We start from the raw sequence: 16438 nt of genomic DNA, 5'->3' as shown, positions 1-16438 counted from the left end.
AAGCAGGAAATCGAAATGGCAAACGTCGTTCTGCACGATGTCAGGAAAACCTATCCAGGCGGCGTCGATGCCATCAAGGGCATCGACCTCGAGGTCCCCGACGGGCAGTTCTGTGTTCTCGTGGGACCAAGCGGCTGCGGCAAGTCCACGCTGCTGCGCATGGTGGCGGGGCTCGAGACCATCACCGGCGGCACCATCGACATCGGCGGCCGCGTGGTCAACGAGATCGAGCCCGCCGAACGCGACATCGCCATGGTGTTCCAGAACTACGCGCTCTATCCGCACATGAGCGTCTACAACAACATGGCCTACGGCCTGCGAAACCGCGGGATGCCGAAGCCCGAAATCGACACCCGCGTGCGCGAGGCGGCGCAGATTCTCGAAATTACGCCAATGCTGGAGCGCAAGCCGCGGCAACTGTCCGGCGGCCAGCGTCAGCGCGTCGCCATGGGCCGCGCCATCGTGCGGCAACCGAAGGTGTTTCTGTTCGATGAGCCGCTGTCGAATCTCGACGCCAAGCTGCGTATCGCCATGCGCGTTGAAATCCGCAAGCTTCAGCGCCGCCTCAAGACCACATCGATCTATGTCACCCACGACCAGCTGGAAGCGATGACGCTCGCGGACATTCTGGTGGTGATGAACGGCGGCGTGGTGGAGCAGATCGGCAAGCCGCTCGACATCTACCGCAAGCCGGCCACCACCTTCGTCGCGTCCTTCATCGGCGCGCCGCCGATGAACCTGCTGCCAGTGCAGGCCAACGATCTCGGCGCGTTGCTCGACGGTCTTCAGATCAAAGTATCCGGCGACGCCATCCTCGGCGTACGCCCGGAAGATTTCGCACTGATCGACGGATCATCGCCAGCCGCGGGTCTGGCACTCGAACTCGTGGTCGACGCCATCGAGCGCGTCGGCGCAGAAACCTTTGTCTATGGCACCCGGGCGCACGAAGGCGCGGGTCCCACCGTCAGCGCGAAGCCAGGCGAACTGCCGCCGGGCGAAATCATCGTGCGGCTTCCGGGAGAAGCCGAGCCCGCCATCGGCCAGCGAATCAGGGTCACGGCCGCGCACGAGAAGCTGCACCTGTTCAGCCCCGACGGGCGCAGCCGGATCGGCGATCGGGCCTGAAATCGCTCGATTTTTCCTGTTGGGAGCCGGTTTTGGGGTTCTTGAACGGGGCCTGGAACATCGCCATATTGAGGTCATCCGGAAGGTGAAACCACTGGCCGGATAACGGGGTGCCGCAAGGGCCCTTAACGTCAAAGTCGCTTCGAGAGGACTTTGTGAATGTCTCGTGTTCCATCGCTATCGAGTCCGTTCCTTTTGGGATTCGACGAAATCGAGCGTGCGCTCGATCGCGTCGTGAAAGGCGCAGACGGTTATCCTCCTTACAATATCGAGCGGTGCGGCCGTGATGACGGCCAGCCCGAACGCCTGCGGATCACGCTGGCGGTCGCCGGATTTACCCGCGACCAACTCGATGTAACCACTGAGGAAAATCAGCTCGTGATCCGGGGCCGCCAACAGGACGACAAGACCCGGCAATACATCCATCGCGGCATTGCCGCGCGTCACTTCCAGCGCACCTTCGTGCTGGCGGACGGGATGTATGTCATCGGCGCCGACCTGAAGAACGGCCTGCTGTCGATCGATCTGGCTCGTCCCGAACCTGAACGGGTTGTTAAGACGATAGCCATCAATGAGCACGAATAATGGAACGAGTAGCGGACTCGACCGCTTAACAACTGCAAGGAGTCGAGACCATGACTGGTACTGTCATCTTTGAACCCGCCGTCTCGCTGGAGGCGCTGGCTACCTTGGGCGAAGGCCATATCGCCTACGTCAAACAGATTCGCTCGGAAGACGTGCCGGGACTTTTCCCGCAGGCGCCACAGATCGCGCCGGGCCTGAAGCTGTTCGCACTTCACGCCGCCGACGGCACACCGATCATGCTGACCGACAGCCGCGAAGCGGCGATCGCGAATGCATGGAGCAACGAGTTGGAAACCGTCAGCGTCCACTGACGCGCGGCGTACAGCACGACGAGCACCGTACGAACGGCAGCGCATCGCGCTGCCGTTCGTGTTTGTACTCGCCCCAACCCACCAACTAACCCGAAGCCGCGATAGTCTTCTGGAGTTGCGAAGAACCGATGGACAAAGGAAGGATCTCGCCGGCTAGTTTCGCCAACGCGTCCTGCTCTTCGGATAACCTTTTCAGAATAAAGCAACGCTCAATCTCAGTGAGCTCTGTCTTCAGCAAACGACGGTATCGCCGAATATTACTGTTCCGCACTCGTATGCGGGCAAGTTTTTCATCAACCATCATCGTCGACACGACGGTCCTCCATCTTTCCTTTCGTTTGACGAAGCGGCACCCCGCCGGCTCAAGCCAGCAGGGTGCACATTTGGAACCAAAGGCGGGCCGGAATTATGCGGCGGCCTTCGAGTCGATTTGTTGAACGTTTGATACGCCGTTAATGGCGATCTGCCGAGGCTTCATCGCTTCCGGGATCTCCCGGACCAGTTCAACGCGCAGAAGCCCGTTATCGAAGGATGCGTTCCTTACCTGCACGTAGTCTGCGAGGTTGAACTGCCGACGGAAATGGCGCTCGGAAATCCCCTGGTAGAGATACTCGCGCTTTTCGTCCGTCTTGCGTCCTTCAATTGTGAGCACATTCTGCTCAGCCGTAACATTGATCTCGTCAGGCCGGAATCCCGCCAACGCCAGCGATATCTGGTATCGGTCGTCTCCAAGCCTCTCGATGTTATACGGCGGATAATGAGCCTCAGCTTGCTGCTGCGCAGCATCAACGAGGTCAAACAGACGGTCGAAGCCGATGGATGACCGCCAGAACGGGGTGAAGTCATAAGACGTTCTCATAGCCAAATCCTCCATTGAGCAAGTTGGATATAAGCGAGCATCGAACACCTCTGATGCCCGTCTCCTCCGGACCCCTAAAGGGCGCCCGGGCCTGTAAACGGCAAAGAAAAAACTAAAAAAAAGCCGATAGGTTTCAAGACCCTCTCAAAAAAATTTTGAAGCTTGTGCGCTGAAAAAAACATCCCGCCGCGTGGACAAGAAAATAATTTGGCGCCTTGAAGAGCGTGTCAGGCGCTCTAAATTTTTCGGCGCCCTCTTGAACAGAAAGGAGCAATGGAGGCGACCATGAACATTCGTGGAACCGATTTCGACATTCATGCAAATTCACTTCTGGCCGCAACTTTCAGTCATCCGTCGGAGGTTCTTAAGAGCCCTGTTCTCTCGTCTGCGGAGAAGCGCTGCGTTCTCGCGGCATGGGCATCGGATGCATTCGCCGTCAGGGATAATCCCTGGCTTCGCCGGTTACCCGGCTCGCCCGACGCGATCCCGTTGAAAGACATCCTCGGCGCTCTGCGCCGACTTGACGACGAAGGCGACGAACCGCCTCCGATCCATGGAGGGGCGGCTTTGCGCCCGCCGCGGGTCGAACAGATGGCTGAAGCCGTAGGATTTTGACAACGGCTTTGCCACGCGCTGGGCCGCCTGTACCGGGGCTCTATTTCTCAGGCCGCAGTCGCCGGCGGCAGCGCCAGCACCGAATACAGCGCCTCCGCGTCCTTCGACGCGCGCAGTTTCTTGGCGATGTCCTGGTCGCGCAACAGCCGCGCGATGCGCGCCAGCGCCTTCAGATGGTCCGCACCGGCGCCTTCGGGAGCCAGCAACAGGAATACGAGATCGACCGGCTGGCCATCCATCGCCTCGAAATCGATGGGGCGATCCAGCCGCGCGAACAGGCCCGACAGCTTGTCGAGCTTCGGCAGCTTGCCGTGAGGAATCGCCACGCCGTAGCCGACAGCGGTGGTTCCCAGCTTTTCGCGCTGAAGGAGCACCTCGAAAATCGACCGTTCATTTTGTCCGGTCAGGACGGCCGCGCGCGCGGAGAGTTCCTGAAGCGCCTGCTTCTTGCTGTTGACCTTCAAAGCAGGAAGAATCGCCTCGGGTGCGACCAGGTCGGTAATCGTCATAGAACGTTCCGAGGGTGAGGTTAAGCCGTTGGTGGACTTGTTAAATCGGTCAGCGACCGGGCGGCGTCAAGGCCATTCGAACCAGACTCTGGCCCGCAATCCTGAAAGGTCGCGGACCATAGTTAGGCACGCTCAAGGCGTCAATGGCGAACCGGCTCGCCGACGGTCGGGGGATCGACCCAGCCCACATTGCCGTCCGGCCGGCGGTAGATGACATTCACCCGGCCACTCGAGCCGTGCTGAAAAACCATCACAGCCGCGCCGGTCAGATCGAGTTCCATGACCGCTTCGCTGACCGAAAACCGTTTCAGCGACGTCACCGCTTCCGCGATGATCACGGGATTGAAGTCCGCGCCCTCGTCGTGATCGCCGGACGGAGCCTCGATCACGTAGCTCGGCGCGTCGAGACCGGGTCCGTTGAATCCCGCCCCGTTGATCTCCGCTGTGGCCGCGGCGTAGGCCTTGCGCGCGGAGCGATCCTTCAGGCGGCTCTTGTAACGACGCAGACGCTTCTCGATCATCAGCAGCGCCTGATCGGCGCTGGCGTAGGCATCGGCAGCCATCGCGTCTGCTTCGAGCGTGATGCCCGAATCAAGATGAAGCGCGCAATCGGTGCGGAAGCCGAAGCCATCCTTGCTGAGAGTGATGTGGCCCGAATAGTTACCGTCGAAATATTTTCGAAGAACTTCATCCGTTCGTTCATTGACGCGATCACGCAGGGCTTCACCGACGCTGATGCTTTTTCCAGAGATCCGGAGTGTCATGTCGTTCCTCACTTGCCGCTTCGAATTGTCGAACAGTTCGGAGATTACGTATCGGAGCGTTCCGCTTCTTGGCGGCGCAGTCAAGCGGTTGCTGTGTCGCGGGACCTGTCTACGGCCGGAGCAGCCGAGGTCAGCGCGGTGCCGAGCATGCTCTGCTTGTCGCGGCGTCGCTGCACGGACGAGGGAATACGCATGGCTTCACGATATTTCGCAACCGTGCGCCGGGCAATATCAATGCCGTCGGCGCGCAATCGTTCCACGATGGTGTCGTCGGACAGGATCGCGGCAGCGCTTTCCGCGTCGATCAGGAGTTTGATGCGGTGCCGCACAGCTTCCGCGGAATGCGCGTCACCGCCGTCCGCCGACGCGATGGAGGCGGTAAAGAAATATTTTAGCTCAAAGGTGCCCCGATTGGTCGCCATGTACTTGTTCGCGGTGACGCGCGAAACGGTCGATTCGTGCATCTGGATCGCGTCGGCGACGGCTTTCAGGTTCAGCGGCCGCAGATGCGCCACGCCTTGCGTGAAGAAGCCGTCCTGCTGGCGGACGATTTCGGTGGCGACTTTCAGGATCGTCCGCGCACGCTGATCAAGGGCGCGCACCAGCCAGGTCGCGTTTTGCAGGCAATCGGTGAAGTAGGATTTGTCGCCGTCCTTGCGGATCGTCTTCGACAGCTGCGTATAGTAGACTTGATTGACCAGCACCTTCGGCAGGGTGTCGCTGTTGAGTTCGACATGCCAGCCGCCATCCGGTCCCGGGCGAACGTAAACGTCCGGCACGACGCTCTGCGTCCTGGCCGACCCGAACTTCAGGCCGGGCTTGGGATTGAGGTGGCGAATTTCTCCGATCATGTCGGCGATGTCTTCATCATCGACGCCGCAGATTTTTCTTAAAGAGGCGATGTCGCGCTTCGCCAGCAGATCGAGGTTTTCGACAAGCGCCTGCATCGCAGGATCGTAACGATCACTCTCGCGCAACTGGATCGCGAGGCATTCGCTCAAGTTGCGCGCGCAGACGCCGGGCGGATCGAATTTCTGCAGAACCGCAAGCACCGCCTCGACCTCGCCGCGCGAGGTGCCGAGCTTCTCATGCGCATCGCCGAGATCGGCGGGCACGTAGCCGGCATCGTCCACGAGATCGATCAGGTACTGCCCGATCATGCGGCGCATCGGATCCGGAAACGCCACCGCCAGTTGTTCGGCGAGATGACCGCTGAGCGTGAGTTCTGCGGCGACAAAAGCCTCGAGATTGTAGTCGTCGTCGTTCGATGCCCCCCCGCCCCACTCCGTGTAGGCGCTTGGAGCCGCGTCCTGGGCTGCGCGCGCTGCGGCATCCGCAGGCTCTTCGGGAAAAACGTTTTCCATTCCGGTGTCGAGGGTCTGCTCGATCTCGGTGCGCGTTCCGAGATCGGGCGCCATCCATTCCTCGGTGCCGGGCTCGAACGCATCCGCGGAGCGTTCCCCGTCACCGGCGTGATCGTGACCTTGCGTGAATCCGCTGTCCTCACCTTCGGAAAATTCGGTCTGGGCGGCGGGCTCCTGCCCGCGATCTGGCGCGCCGTCCTGATCGGCCCGCTCGAGCAGCGGATTGCGCTCAAGCTCATCCTCGACGAAGGCCACGAGATCGAGATTCGACAGTTGCAGCAGCTTGATCGCCTGCATCAGCTGCGGCGTCATCACCAGCGACTGCGACTGGCGGAACTCTAATCTCTGCGTCAGAGCCATAAAAACCCAGATTCGGTCCAAAAGTGGTCCGTTTCTTGCTTAAACCTTTCCTGAAGGCTTGTACACGGCTTGACGTTTTGAAAATTCGGAGTAGGGCGCGCCGCGCTGCAGCATGGACCGCCCGGCAGCGGACCTAGAGCCGGAATTCCTCGCCGAGATACAGGCGGCGCACGTCGGGATCGTTGACGATCTCGTCCGGGCTGCCTTCGGTCAGAACCTCACCTGCATAGACGATATAAGCGCGGTCGGTGAGACCCAGCGTCTCGCGCACGTTGTGATCGGTGATCAGGACCCCGATCCCGCGCTGGGTGAGATGCCGCACCAGTTCCTGAATGTCGCCGACCGCAATCGGATCGATGCCCGCGAACGGTTCGTCGAGCAGCATGTAACTCGGACGCGACGCCAGCGCGCGCGCGATTTCGACGCGCCGCCGCTCGCCGCCGGACAGCGCGATGGATGGCGATTTCCGCAGGCGCGTGATGTTGAATTCCTCAAGCAGGGAATCCAGCTCGCGTTCGCGCTTGCGCTTGTCGGGCTCGACCACTTCCAGCACCGCGCGAATGTTGTTCTCGACCGAAAGCCCGCGAAAGATCGAGGCTTCCTGCGGCAGATAACCGATGCCGAGCCGCGCGCGCTGATACATCGGCAATTGCGTGACATCGTGGCCGTCGAGTTCGACCCGACCGCGATCCGGCTTGATGAGGCCGGTGATCATGTAGAACACCGTGGTTTTGCCGGCGCCGTTCGGTCCCAGAATGCCGACGGCTTCGCCACGCCGGACATAGATGCTGACGCCATGCACGATCTTGCGCGTGCCGAAACTTTTCTCGACGCCGTGGATCGCGAGATAACCGGAGTGCTGCGCGCGTTGCGGCGATGCGCCGTTGTTGCCGGCGCGCGCACGCGGCGCATTCTCGCGCGGCTGTTCCTTGGAAACATCCCGCGGCAGGTTGCGCGGAATCGGCGGCGCATTGTGCGTGAACGAATCCTGAGGTGCGAGCGTCGGAGGGTCGCGGGGAATCGCGGCTGCGACGGCCTCACGCTTGGCCGGGGTGCTCTGGCTGGCCGCTAACGGCTTCTCGCCGGCGGCAGGCCGGAAGATGTCGCCCATCCGCGCAGCCAATGAGGTGATGTCCTGCGGCGCGTCGTCCTGACGCGAACGTGCGAACCCCTGCCGTCCACGCACCGGGCCTCGACGACGAAAGATGCGCAGGAGATCCACCATGCCCGCTTCAAGTCAGCCTTTTCAAATCAGCCTTGAGATTGCCTGAGCATGAGGGAGCGAGGGCGTATTGCCCATCCCCAATGTTCCGGGGCTGGGTGATACAGGCTCGCGGCATCGGGTTCAACCGCTGCGCTTCGGCGTAGCCGGCAAGCTATTGAGCTTAAGCGGCTTTCCAGGCGCCGCCGGTGCCGGCGCAGATGTCGTGCCGGTCGGGCTTGCGCCTTGCGGCGACGCGCTGGGCGAGGCCTGGAATACGCCCTGGACGCGCTTGTTGTCCGCTTCGACGCGAGAAATGCCGGTGGTGAGATCGACGATAAGCCGGTCCCCGCGCAGCACATTCTTGTCCTTGGTGAGCAGCACATTGCCATGCATCGTCACCGTGTTGGCGCGCATGTCGAACACGCCGCGATCGCCGGTGACCGTCTGCTCTTTCTGGGTGACGACGACGCCGCCCTTCGCTTCCAGTTTGCGGATCGACGAACTGCCGGTCGGCCCCGGCGTCGACGTCTTCATCGCAGGCTTGGCGCCGGCCGTCTGATCGTTGTCGTAAAAGACGACGAGCGTCTTGCACAGCATGGTAGTGTCGCCCTGCACGACCTTCACGTTGCCGCTGAATGTCGCCGCCTTGTCCTTGTCGCGCATCTCGAGCGAGGCCGCATCGATCTGGATCGGCTTGTCGCGATTCTGCGAGAAGCCCTGCATCGCATTAGGAACACCCGTCGCCGAGCTTTGCGCGCGCGCCTCGGGCCCTGCGCACAAGGCGATCGCGACCGCCGCCACCGACAGCGTGCGCGCGATCGCGCGCGTCAAGCCGCGGGCCTCAGGACCTTTGTCGATTGTCGTCATGCAACTCGTCATCTTGCGGCGGCATCCTGCGCCGGAGCTTCACTGCTCGCAGCCGCATCTTTCGCCGGCTCTTCCGGAATCAGGATCATCGAGACGCCGCCTTCAAAGCGCACCAGCGCACCGCCTTCCGTGATCCTCAGACGCTTGGCGTCGAGCGTACCATTCAGAAGCTTCACCGCCACCGGCTCGTCCGACGACACCGTGCCGGCGCCCATATCGACCGCCGCCTGTGTCAATCGCGCTTCGTAGCCGGTCGTCGATTGCAGGAAGATCCTGTCCTTCAGATCGAGTAGCTGGGTTTTCGTATCGAACAGACCGCTGCGCGCGTCCATGGTGATGCCTGTCTTGTCTTCCATCTGCACCTTCGCGCGCAATTCGTGCAACTCGACGTTGTTCGGAGTCGTCACGTCCTGTACCGCCGACTTGGCCCAGAGTTCATAGGGACGCTGATCCGGGGTGAAGCCCGCGAGATGCGGCGCATCCATCGTGATCTTGGTGCCCGAGACTCCGAGCTTGCCGATGTCGATCGGCAGCTTTGAAAGAATCCTGAACGGGTTGAACAGCGACGCGCCCACGATCATGACCATCGCCGCGGCCACCAGCACAGGAACCGCCAGCCGCATCTGGCGCACACGGCGGCTGTGACGCTTCGCCTGGGCGTAGCGCGCATCCGCGGTCACCTGATAGCTCTGGCCCTGAATCGAATACAAATTCCGCTCCGAAGCGTCATCGCGCCGAGGTTACTCTACGCGACAAGGCCACTTTTTGCAGCCCGCCACTTTGTCCCGCCACGCCAGAGACTTGGACCTGGGCTTAGGTCTGAAATGGACCAGACACCGTGCAAAGAGCGGAAAAGTGGCCGAAACCGGGCGAAATCCGCTGCGAAGGCCGGAATCAGGAATGGGCGAAAATGTCGTCGTTTTCCCATCCATCGAGGTCGAGCCGGGCGCGGGTCGGCAGGAACTCGAAACACGCCTTCGCAAGTTCCTCGCGGCTTTCCCGCGCCAGCATGGCGTCGAGCTTTTCGCGCAGCGCATGGAGGTGCAACACGTCGGACGCGGCATACGCCAGTTGCGCATCGGTCAATGTCGCAGCGCCCCAGTCGCTCGACTGCTGCTGCTTCGACAGATCGACGCCGAGCACTTCACGCACCAGATCCTTCAGACCATGCCGATCGGTGTAGGTGCGAACCAGCCGCGACACGATCTTGGTGCAATACACCGGCTGCGGCATCACGCCGAAAGCATGAAACAGCACCGCGAGATCGAACCGCGCGAAGTGAAAAATCTTGGTGACCTTCGGATCGCCGAGCAGCTTTTTCAAATTCGGCGCATCGGTGTGGCCTGCGGGAATCTGCACGACGTCCGCAGTGCCGTCGCCGTTCGACAACTGGATCACGCACAGCCGGTCGCGGTGCGGATTGAGGCCGAGCGTCTCGGTGTCGATCGCCACCGACTGCGTGTAGCGCGAAAGGTCCGGCAAGTCGCCGCGATGCAGGCGGATGGTCATGGTCTGCAAAACTCTCGGTTTCGGATGTGATCGAATCGATGGAGCTAAACTACCGCTCAATACCCCGGGAGACGAGAGGGATCGGCAGCCTCACCGCCACAACCCCAGGGCCGCCCACTTCGATTCCGGGATCAGCTCGCCGATCTTGTAACTGAACGACAGCACTTTCATGTGGTCGGGCGAGCCCTTGCACTCGAAGGAAAACGAATACCAGCGGCCCTTGCTGCGAAATGCCCCGCCGGAGCCTTTCACCGTGTCGCCGGTGTGCTTCGGGTGGGACACGACATCGGTCTTTGCGCGATCCGGATGATAAGGATTGGCGTCGCGGTCGATCCGGCTCATGGCTTCGAGATCGCAAACCTGCTCCAGCCGGGTCTGGGGATCGAGTTTCTTGAGGCTCGCCGCGAACCGGGCATCCATCGCAACGGCCGGCGCGGCCGAGAACAGCACGGCCATCAGGATAACGGCTGGATTTTTCACGAAAGCTCCGCCGAGAACGTTGGATTGAGTCAATCGGATGGAGGGTACCGTCCGGAAGACTGACCTCCGGGGAGGAAGCCGTCGTACCATCGAGTGGTGCCCAGGAAAGGACTCGAACCTTCACGGCCGTTAAGCCACTGGCACCTGAAGCCAGCGCGTCTACCAATTCCGCCACCTGGGCATTGGGCCGGTTACTATTGATCGTCCGCGCGGTTGTCAAATAGCTCCGGCCTTGACGCGTTTTCTTGACGCGAACCCGGTATCCACTCCGCTCAAAACGCTACGGATGCCGCCGGAATGGCCTGTACAGCACAGGAATGATGGCGTATCGCGGAAATCGGCGGGACGGTCGTCCCGTATCCAACATTTACGCAGGAACCCACGCATGTCAGCCCCCATCGATACGCTCGTCACGGTCTTCGGAGGATCGGGTTTTCTGGGGCGGCACGTGATCCGGGCGCTCTGCAAGCGCGATTACCGCATCAGGGTCGGCGTCCGCCGCCCCGATCTCGCCGGGCATCTCCAGCCCGTCGGCAAGGTCGGCCAGATTCACGCGGTGCAGGCCAATCTGCGTTATCCGGCGTCGGTGCAGGCCGCCGCCCGCGGCGCCAGCGTGATCGTCAATCTGGTGGGGATTCTGTCCGAGAGCGGCGCGCAGACCTTCGACGCCGTGCAGGCGCAGGGCGCGGAAGCCGTGGCGCGCGCGGCAAGCGAGACCGGGGCGCGGGTGGTGCATGTCTCGGCCATCGGCGCGGATGCGAACTCGACCTCGCACTACGCCCGCGCCAAGGCGGCGGGCGAGGCGGCAGTGCTGGCAGCAGTCCCCGAAGCCACGATCATCCGCCCCTCGGTGGTGTTCGGCCCGGAAGATCATTTCACCAACCGCTTTGCAGGTCTGGCGCGCATCTCGCCGGTGCTGCCGCTGATCGGCGGGGGCCTCACGAAATTGCAGCCGGTCTATGTCGGCGACGTCGCCACCGCCATCGCCGACGCCGTGGACGGCAAGACAAAGCCGGGCGCGACCTACGAGATCGGCGGGCCTGAGGTGATGACGATGCGCGAGGTTCTCGAAGCCATTCTGCGCGTCACCGAACGCAACAGCGCGCTGGTGTCGCTGCCGTTTGCGCTGGCGCGGCTCCAGGCATTCTTCCTGCAATTCGCGCCGGGCGATCTGAAGCTGACGCCGGATCAGGTCGAGCTGCTGCGCAGCGACAACGTGGTATCGGAAGCGGCGAAGGCCGCCGGGCTGACGCTGGAAGGCCTCGGCATCGCGCCGGATTCGCTGGAGGCCATTACGCCGTCGTATCTCTGGCGCTACCGGAAAACCGGCCAGTTCGCGCACAAGGGCGCGTGAAGCCTTTTACTTGCCCAGCGCGAGCGCGATCAATCCCAGCGAGCCGACGATGACGCGCCACCACGCGAACAGCGCGAAGCCGCGTCGCGTGACATAATCCAGAAACGTCTTCACCACGATGATCGCGGTGATGAATGACACCACGAAACCGACGGCGATGACCAGACCATGGTCCATCGTCATGTCGGCGCGGCTCTTGTAAAAATCATAGACGAACGCGCCGACCATGGTCGGGATCGCGAGAAAGAACGAAAACTCGGCGGCCGCGCGCTTGTCCGCGCCGAACAGCATCGCCGCGACGATCGACGCGCCGGAGCGCGACACGCCGGGAATCATCGCCGCGCATTGCGCGATGCCGATGCCGAGATACATCGGCAGCGAAAATGTCGTGGCGTCGTGATAGCGCGGATTGAGATCCTGCTGGTCGACCCACAGCAACACCGCGCCGCCGGCGATCAGCGAGAAACACACCACCCACGGATTGAACAGCACGCTCTTGATGAAGCCGCCGAAAATCAGCCCGAGCACCACCGCCGGGAAAAATGCCAGCAGCACGCCGATGACGAAGCGCCGCGCCGCCGGATCGGAGAACATCCCGACCGCAATGCGCCACAATCTGCCGAAATAGATCACCAGGATGGCGAGAATCGCGCCGAGTTGAATCATCACCGCGAAGGTCTTCCAGAAATTGTCGCGATCGAGATCCATGAACCGCTCCACCAGCAGCAAGTGGCCTGTGGATGAAACGGGAAGAAATTCGGTCACACCCTCAACGATGCCGAGGATGACGGCCTTCAGGAGATCAGCGAGCATCGGGAGTTTTCCGGAACAGTGGAGGGGTTCGCAAACCGCGTTCTTGTCGCTCATCCACCGTGTTGCCGCAACGGCAAATCCGTGAAATTGAGGGAGGGTTCCTGTCGGCCAGCCGGCGTTCCGGCCTATCCTGCCGGTTGCTTCGGCCCTGCGCGTTAACCGCCCTTCGAGACCTTTTGTTAAACCTAACCGGACTATCAAAAATCACATGTTCACACTCTTTCATCACCCGTTTTGTCCGCGGTCGCGCTTCGTGCGGCTGGCGCTCGGCGAGCACGGCCTCGACACGCGGCTGGTAGAGGAACTGGCATGGGACCGGCGCGAAGCCTTCCTCGCGCTCAATCCGGCGGGGGATACGCCGGTGCTGGTGACCGAGGGCACGCCCGCGATGCCGGGAGCCGGCCTGGTCGCCGAGTTTCTCGATGAAATCCACGGCGCGCCGCTTGGCGAGCATCGGCTGCTGCCGCGGGCGATGAACGACCGCATCGAGGTGCGGCGTCTGATGACATGGTTCAACGACAAGTTTTTTGAGGAAGCCAGCAATCCGCTGGTCAGCGAGCGCATCTACAAGCGCTTCATGAAACCCGAGCAAGGCGGCGGGCCGCCATCGACCGATGTTCTGCGCGCGGCGCGCGCCAATGTGCGCTATCATCTGGCCTATATCGGCTGGCTGGCGCGGACGAGAAACTTTCTGGCCGGCGACCAGCTCACTTTTGCCGACCTTGCCGCCGCAGCGCATCTGTCGGCGCTGGACTATCTGGGCGATGTGCCATGGAACGAGGACGACGCAGCCAAGGCATGGTACGTGCGGATCAAATCCCGCCCGTCGTTCCGCCCGTTGCTGAGCGAATGGATGGCGGGCGTTCCGGCGTCGGCGCATTACGTGGATCTCGACTTCTGACGCAGAACTCTCCGGCTGATGCGTCCGCGGTCAAGGCCGCGCTGACCATCGAGGCGCGCGCCCTCGGCTTCAGCGCCGTCGGCATCGCCGATCCCGATTCCATCGCGGGCGCGCGTGACAGACTGCAAACCTTTCTCGATGCCGGGTCGCATGGCGACATGGACTGGCTCGCCAACGATCCGCCGCGCCGCGCCAGTCCGCGCGTGCTGTGGAGCGAGGTGCGCTCCGTCGTGATGCTGGGCATGAACTACGGGCCGGATGAAAATCCGCTGGCGCTTCTCGAACAGAGAACGCGCGGCGCGATTTCGGTCTATGCGCGCGGCGACGACTATCACGACCTGATCAAGAAGCGGCTGAAGACGCTGGCGCGCTGGCTGCTGGCGACAGCAGGCGGCGACGTCAAAGTGTTCGTCGACACCGCTGCCGTGATGGAAAAGCCGCTCGCGCAGCAGGCCGGTCTCGGCTGGCAGGGCAAGCACACCAATCTCGTGTCGCGTGAATACGGCTCGTGGCTGTTCCTCGGCGCGATCTTCACCACGCTCGACCTGCCGCGCGACGACGCCGACATCGACCACTGCGGGTCGTGTCAGGCCTGCCTCGACATCTGTCCGACCAATGCGTTTCCAGCACCTTATCGGCTGGATGCGCGCAAGTGCATCTCGTACCTCACCATCGAACACAAGGGTCCGATCCCGCGCGAGCACCGCGAGGCCATCGGCAATCGCATCTACGGCTGCGACGATTGCCTGAGCGTGTGCCCGTGGAACAAGTTCGCGCAGGCGGGCCATGAAGCGAAGCTCGCAGCCCGCGATGAACTGCGGGCGCCATCGCTGGCCGATCTGGCGCGGCTCGACGACACGTCATTCCGCGCGATGTTCACCAAGTCCCCGGTCAAGCGAATCGGCCGTGCAAGGTTTTTGCGCAACGTGCTGACCGCGATCGGCAACAGCAGGGATGTTTCACTCGCGACCGAAGCGCGCCGCCTGCTCGGCGACGAGAGCGCCATGGTGCGGGGCGCTGCGGTGTGGGCGCTGTCGCGGCTGTTGCCGCGCGAGGAATTCGCGGCACTTGCCGAGACGGCGAACGATAATGACGAAAGCGTGCGGGACGAGTGGACGGCGGCACTGGTCTAACGCATCATTGCCCAGAATTCACTGCGCCAGATGCCGCTTCATCTCGGGGCGAGCCTTGAGTGCCGCGCCCTGCTTCGCCAGAATCTTCGCAATGCGTTCCGGCGCGAACTTCAGATCGACGAACGCCGGCGCGGTGTTGGCGACCTCGTGATACTCGGCGATCTTGCCGTCGCGCAGCGTCATGATCGCAACACCCTCGAACATCGCCCGCGCGCCATCCGCTTCCGGCAATATCGACGTGTAGCTGAACGTGTACCGCGCATAGAGCGTTTTGCCGTCGCTGACCGGATCGTGCATCACCCAGCGAAAATCCTTCGCGGTTCGATAGAACCAGTCGTCGATCATCTGCGTGATGTTCTCGCGGCCCTTAAACGCGCCGTAGAATACATCGTGGTAAACGCCGTCGTCGGTGAACAGCGCCGCAAAGCCCTTGCCGTCGCGCTGTTCGACGGCGCGGCAGAAATCATGAAGCAGCGTGTCGGTTTTCATGACGGTCTCCTAGGATCAATGATTTTGTTTGGGCGTGATCTGATCCGAAAACCGGTTCCCACTTTTCGGGATCACGCCGCCGATAACTCACTGACCGCGCCCAGCATACGCGCGATGTCCTGCGGCCGCGACAGGCGATGATCGCCGTCCTGAACCAGCGTCAGCACAACGTCGTCGCTCGGCAGGCAATGCGTCAGCGCGAACGCGTGCCGCCACGGCACGTCGGGGTCCTGCGCGCCTTGCAGAATGCGAACCGGACAGCCGACATCGATGGTGCCGCCGAGCAGCAGATGGTTGCGGCCCTCCTCGATCAGCCTGCGCGTGATCGGATAGGCGTCCTCGCCATAGGCGGACGGACGATGCCACAGGCCCTTGGTCATGATCTCGTCGCGGACCTCCTGCGAGAAACCCTTCCACATCAGGTCCTCGGTGAAATCCGGTGCGGGCGCGATCAGCACCAGTCCCCTGAGCGTCGCACCCGCCGCCGCGCCACGCCTCGCCAGCGCGCGCGCCAGCAGCAGCGCCATCCAACCGCCCATCGACGAGCCGACCACGATCTGCGGCCCTTCGCAAAAGGTGTCGAACACCTTGAGGCTTTCCTCGTGCCATTGCCCGATGGTGCCGTCGGCGAACGCGCCGCCGGATTCGCCGTGTCCGGAGTAATCGAAACGGATGCAGCCGCGCCCCTGCTCGGCGGCCCATGCGTCGAGCGCCTGCGCCTTGGTTCCCTTCATGTCGGAATGAAAGCCGCCCAGCCAGAACACCCCGGGCGAGACGCCGGGACGTTTGCGGACCGCGATGCGCCGCCTAGCCTCGCCCTCCCCCACGTCGATGAAGGCGGGCTCCGGCCCCGCGGAACTGTCAGATGAATGCGTCATGGAAGATGCCCCGTCTTGGCTGTTATGGAGGTCCACGGCACAATCCGTCAACGCGAACGGAACAACCGTCATCCGGCTGACTTTCACTCCGGCCTACTCGGCCGGACCGTGGGTTCGACGGCCGTGCGGCGCTTGCGGAAGCGGCGCTGTGCCTCTATGTGGAGCGGACTCGCCGAAAAGCGCCAGGGAAAGCACCAGGGCTGGTTATTTTGTCGGGCATTTTACGGTTTTATGGCTGATCCCGCTTTTCAGGGCGGCTCCGGAAAATGCGCGCAGCGACCCTGTCGCGCTTGCCCGGCGGACCTTATTCCTTCAAAC

At 62.3% G+C, this 16438-nt stretch carries 20 protein-coding genes and 1 tRNA gene; 7 read left to right on the top strand and 14 right to left on the bottom strand.

Annotation, left to right across the window (positions count from 1 at the left end):
- Positions 1-15 precede the first annotated feature (15 nt).
- From AC1RKJ_RS13740 to AC1RKJ_RS13730, 3 genes are all read left to right on the top strand, one after another.
- A complete protein-coding gene (locus AC1RKJ_RS13740) occupies positions 16-1125 on the top strand; it encodes a sn-glycerol-3-phosphate import ATP-binding protein UgpC (protein WP_492791502.1) in 1110 nt (369 codons plus the stop codon).
- Positions 1126-1284: 159 nt separating this feature from the next.
- Positions 1285-1710 (top strand): Hsp20 family protein, encoded by a 426-nt coding sequence (locus tag AC1RKJ_RS13735; protein ID WP_006023255.1) that lies wholly within the window; start codon positions 1285-1287, stop codon positions 1708-1710.
- 50 nt (positions 1711-1760) lie between these two features.
- Positions 1761-2021 carry a BQ00720 family protein gene (locus AC1RKJ_RS13730; RefSeq protein ID WP_492791501.1) on the top strand — a complete coding sequence of 87 codons (261 nt, stop codon included), beginning with the start codon at positions 1761-1763 and terminating at the stop codon, positions 2019-2021.
- Positions 2022-2106: 85 nt separating this feature from the next.
- Here AC1RKJ_RS13730 and AC1RKJ_RS13725 read toward each other — a convergent pair whose 3' ends face one another.
- The gene (locus tag AC1RKJ_RS13725) at positions 2107-2325 is read right to left on the bottom strand and encodes a hypothetical protein (protein WP_492792739.1); all 219 of its coding nucleotides are present in this window, start codon (positions 2323-2325) and stop codon (positions 2107-2109) included.
- A 102-nt stretch (positions 2326-2427) separates the two neighbouring features.
- Positions 2428-2880, bottom strand: coding sequence for an Hsp20 family protein (locus AC1RKJ_RS13720; RefSeq protein ID WP_492791500.1), 453 nt, complete (start codon positions 2878-2880; stop codon positions 2428-2430).
- A gap of 285 nt (positions 2881-3165) precedes the next feature.
- Here AC1RKJ_RS13720 and AC1RKJ_RS13715 point away from each other — a divergent pair, with 285 nt between their 5' ends.
- Positions 3166-3495 (top strand): hypothetical protein, encoded by a 330-nt coding sequence (locus tag AC1RKJ_RS13715; protein ID WP_492791499.1) that lies wholly within the window; start codon positions 3166-3168, stop codon positions 3493-3495.
- A 47-nt stretch (positions 3496-3542) separates the two neighbouring features.
- Here AC1RKJ_RS13715 and ptsN read toward each other — a convergent pair whose 3' ends face one another.
- From ptsN to AC1RKJ_RS13670, 9 genes are all read right to left on the bottom strand, one after another.
- On the bottom strand, positions 3543-4004 hold the full coding sequence (ptsN, locus tag AC1RKJ_RS13710) for a PTS IIA-like nitrogen regulatory protein PtsN (RefSeq protein ID WP_492791498.1): 462 nt from the start codon (positions 4002-4004) through the stop codon (positions 3543-3545).
- Between the two features lie 140 nt (positions 4005-4144).
- Positions 4145-4768 (bottom strand): ribosome hibernation-promoting factor, HPF/YfiA family, encoded by a 624-nt coding sequence (hpf, locus tag AC1RKJ_RS13705; RefSeq protein ID WP_492791497.1) that lies wholly within the window; start codon positions 4766-4768, stop codon positions 4145-4147.
- An 80-nt stretch (positions 4769-4848) separates the two neighbouring features.
- Entirely contained in the window at positions 4849-6492 is a 1644-nt protein-coding gene (rpoN, locus tag AC1RKJ_RS13700) for an RNA polymerase factor sigma-54 (protein WP_492791496.1), read from the bottom strand.
- Between the two features lie 133 nt (positions 6493-6625).
- Positions 6626-7717 (bottom strand): LPS export ABC transporter ATP-binding protein, encoded by a 1092-nt coding sequence (gene lptB, locus AC1RKJ_RS13695; RefSeq protein ID WP_492791495.1) that lies wholly within the window; start codon positions 7715-7717, stop codon positions 6626-6628.
- Positions 7718-7837: 120 nt separating this feature from the next.
- The gene (locus AC1RKJ_RS13690; protein ID WP_492791494.1) at positions 7838-8563 is read right to left on the bottom strand and encodes an LptA/OstA family protein; all 726 of its coding nucleotides are present in this window, start codon (positions 8561-8563) and stop codon (positions 7838-7840) included.
- A gap of 8 nt (positions 8564-8571) precedes the next feature.
- Complete coding sequence (gene lptC / locus AC1RKJ_RS13685; RefSeq protein ID WP_492791493.1) at positions 8572-9273, bottom strand: LPS export ABC transporter periplasmic protein LptC; 702 nt, start codon at positions 9271-9273, stop codon at positions 8572-8574.
- A gap of 184 nt (positions 9274-9457) precedes the next feature.
- Positions 9458-10072 (bottom strand): ribonuclease D, encoded by a 615-nt coding sequence (locus tag AC1RKJ_RS13680; protein WP_492791492.1) that lies wholly within the window; start codon positions 10070-10072, stop codon positions 9458-9460.
- Between the two features lie 90 nt (positions 10073-10162).
- Positions 10163-10528, bottom strand: a complete 366-nt coding sequence (locus AC1RKJ_RS13675) for a DUF930 domain-containing protein (RefSeq protein ID WP_492792738.1) — start codon at positions 10526-10528, stop codon at positions 10163-10165.
- A 118-nt stretch (positions 10529-10646) separates the two neighbouring features.
- Positions 10647-10733 (bottom strand) — tRNA-Leu (locus AC1RKJ_RS13670).
- Positions 10734-10937: 204 nt separating this feature from the next.
- On the opposite strand from AC1RKJ_RS13670, the gene AC1RKJ_RS13665 reads away from it, so the two are divergent.
- A complete protein-coding gene (locus AC1RKJ_RS13665; protein ID WP_492791491.1) occupies positions 10938-11906 on the top strand; it encodes a complex I NDUFA9 subunit family protein in 969 nt (322 codons plus the stop codon).
- 6 nt (positions 11907-11912) lie between these two features.
- Here the strand turns inward: AC1RKJ_RS13665 and AC1RKJ_RS13660 are convergent, their stop codons facing one another.
- Positions 11913-12719, bottom strand: a complete 807-nt coding sequence (locus AC1RKJ_RS13660) for an undecaprenyl-diphosphate phosphatase (RefSeq protein ID WP_492791490.1) — start codon at positions 12717-12719, stop codon at positions 11913-11915.
- Positions 12720-12927: 208 nt separating this feature from the next.
- Here AC1RKJ_RS13660 and AC1RKJ_RS13655 point away from each other — a divergent pair, with 208 nt between their 5' ends.
- Entirely contained in the window at positions 12928-13620 is a 693-nt protein-coding gene (locus AC1RKJ_RS13655; protein WP_492791489.1) for a glutathione S-transferase family protein, read from the top strand.
- A complete protein-coding gene (gene queG, locus AC1RKJ_RS13650; RefSeq protein ID WP_492791488.1) occupies positions 13569-14753 on the top strand; it encodes a tRNA epoxyqueuosine(34) reductase QueG in 1185 nt (394 codons plus the stop codon). The genes AC1RKJ_RS13655 and queG overlap by 52 nt, the downstream gene beginning before the upstream one ends.
- 18 nt (positions 14754-14771) lie before the next feature.
- On the opposite strand, the gene AC1RKJ_RS13645 is transcribed toward queG, so the two are convergent.
- Together AC1RKJ_RS13645 and AC1RKJ_RS13640 are read right to left on the bottom strand one after the other, a co-directional pair.
- A complete protein-coding gene (locus tag AC1RKJ_RS13645; RefSeq protein ID WP_492791487.1) occupies positions 14772-15242 on the bottom strand; it encodes a nuclear transport factor 2 family protein in 471 nt (156 codons plus the stop codon).
- Between the two features lie 71 nt (positions 15243-15313).
- Positions 15314-16120, bottom strand: a complete 807-nt coding sequence (locus tag AC1RKJ_RS13640) for an alpha/beta hydrolase (RefSeq protein WP_492791486.1) — start codon at positions 16118-16120, stop codon at positions 15314-15316.
- Positions 16121-16438: the final 318 nt, after the last annotated feature.

It is taken from the genome of Afipia sp. GW822-FHT04G07 (assembly GCF_058800765.1).
Note: the sequence above shows the minus strand (reverse complement) of the source record. Positions and strands in the feature narration are given on the sequence as shown.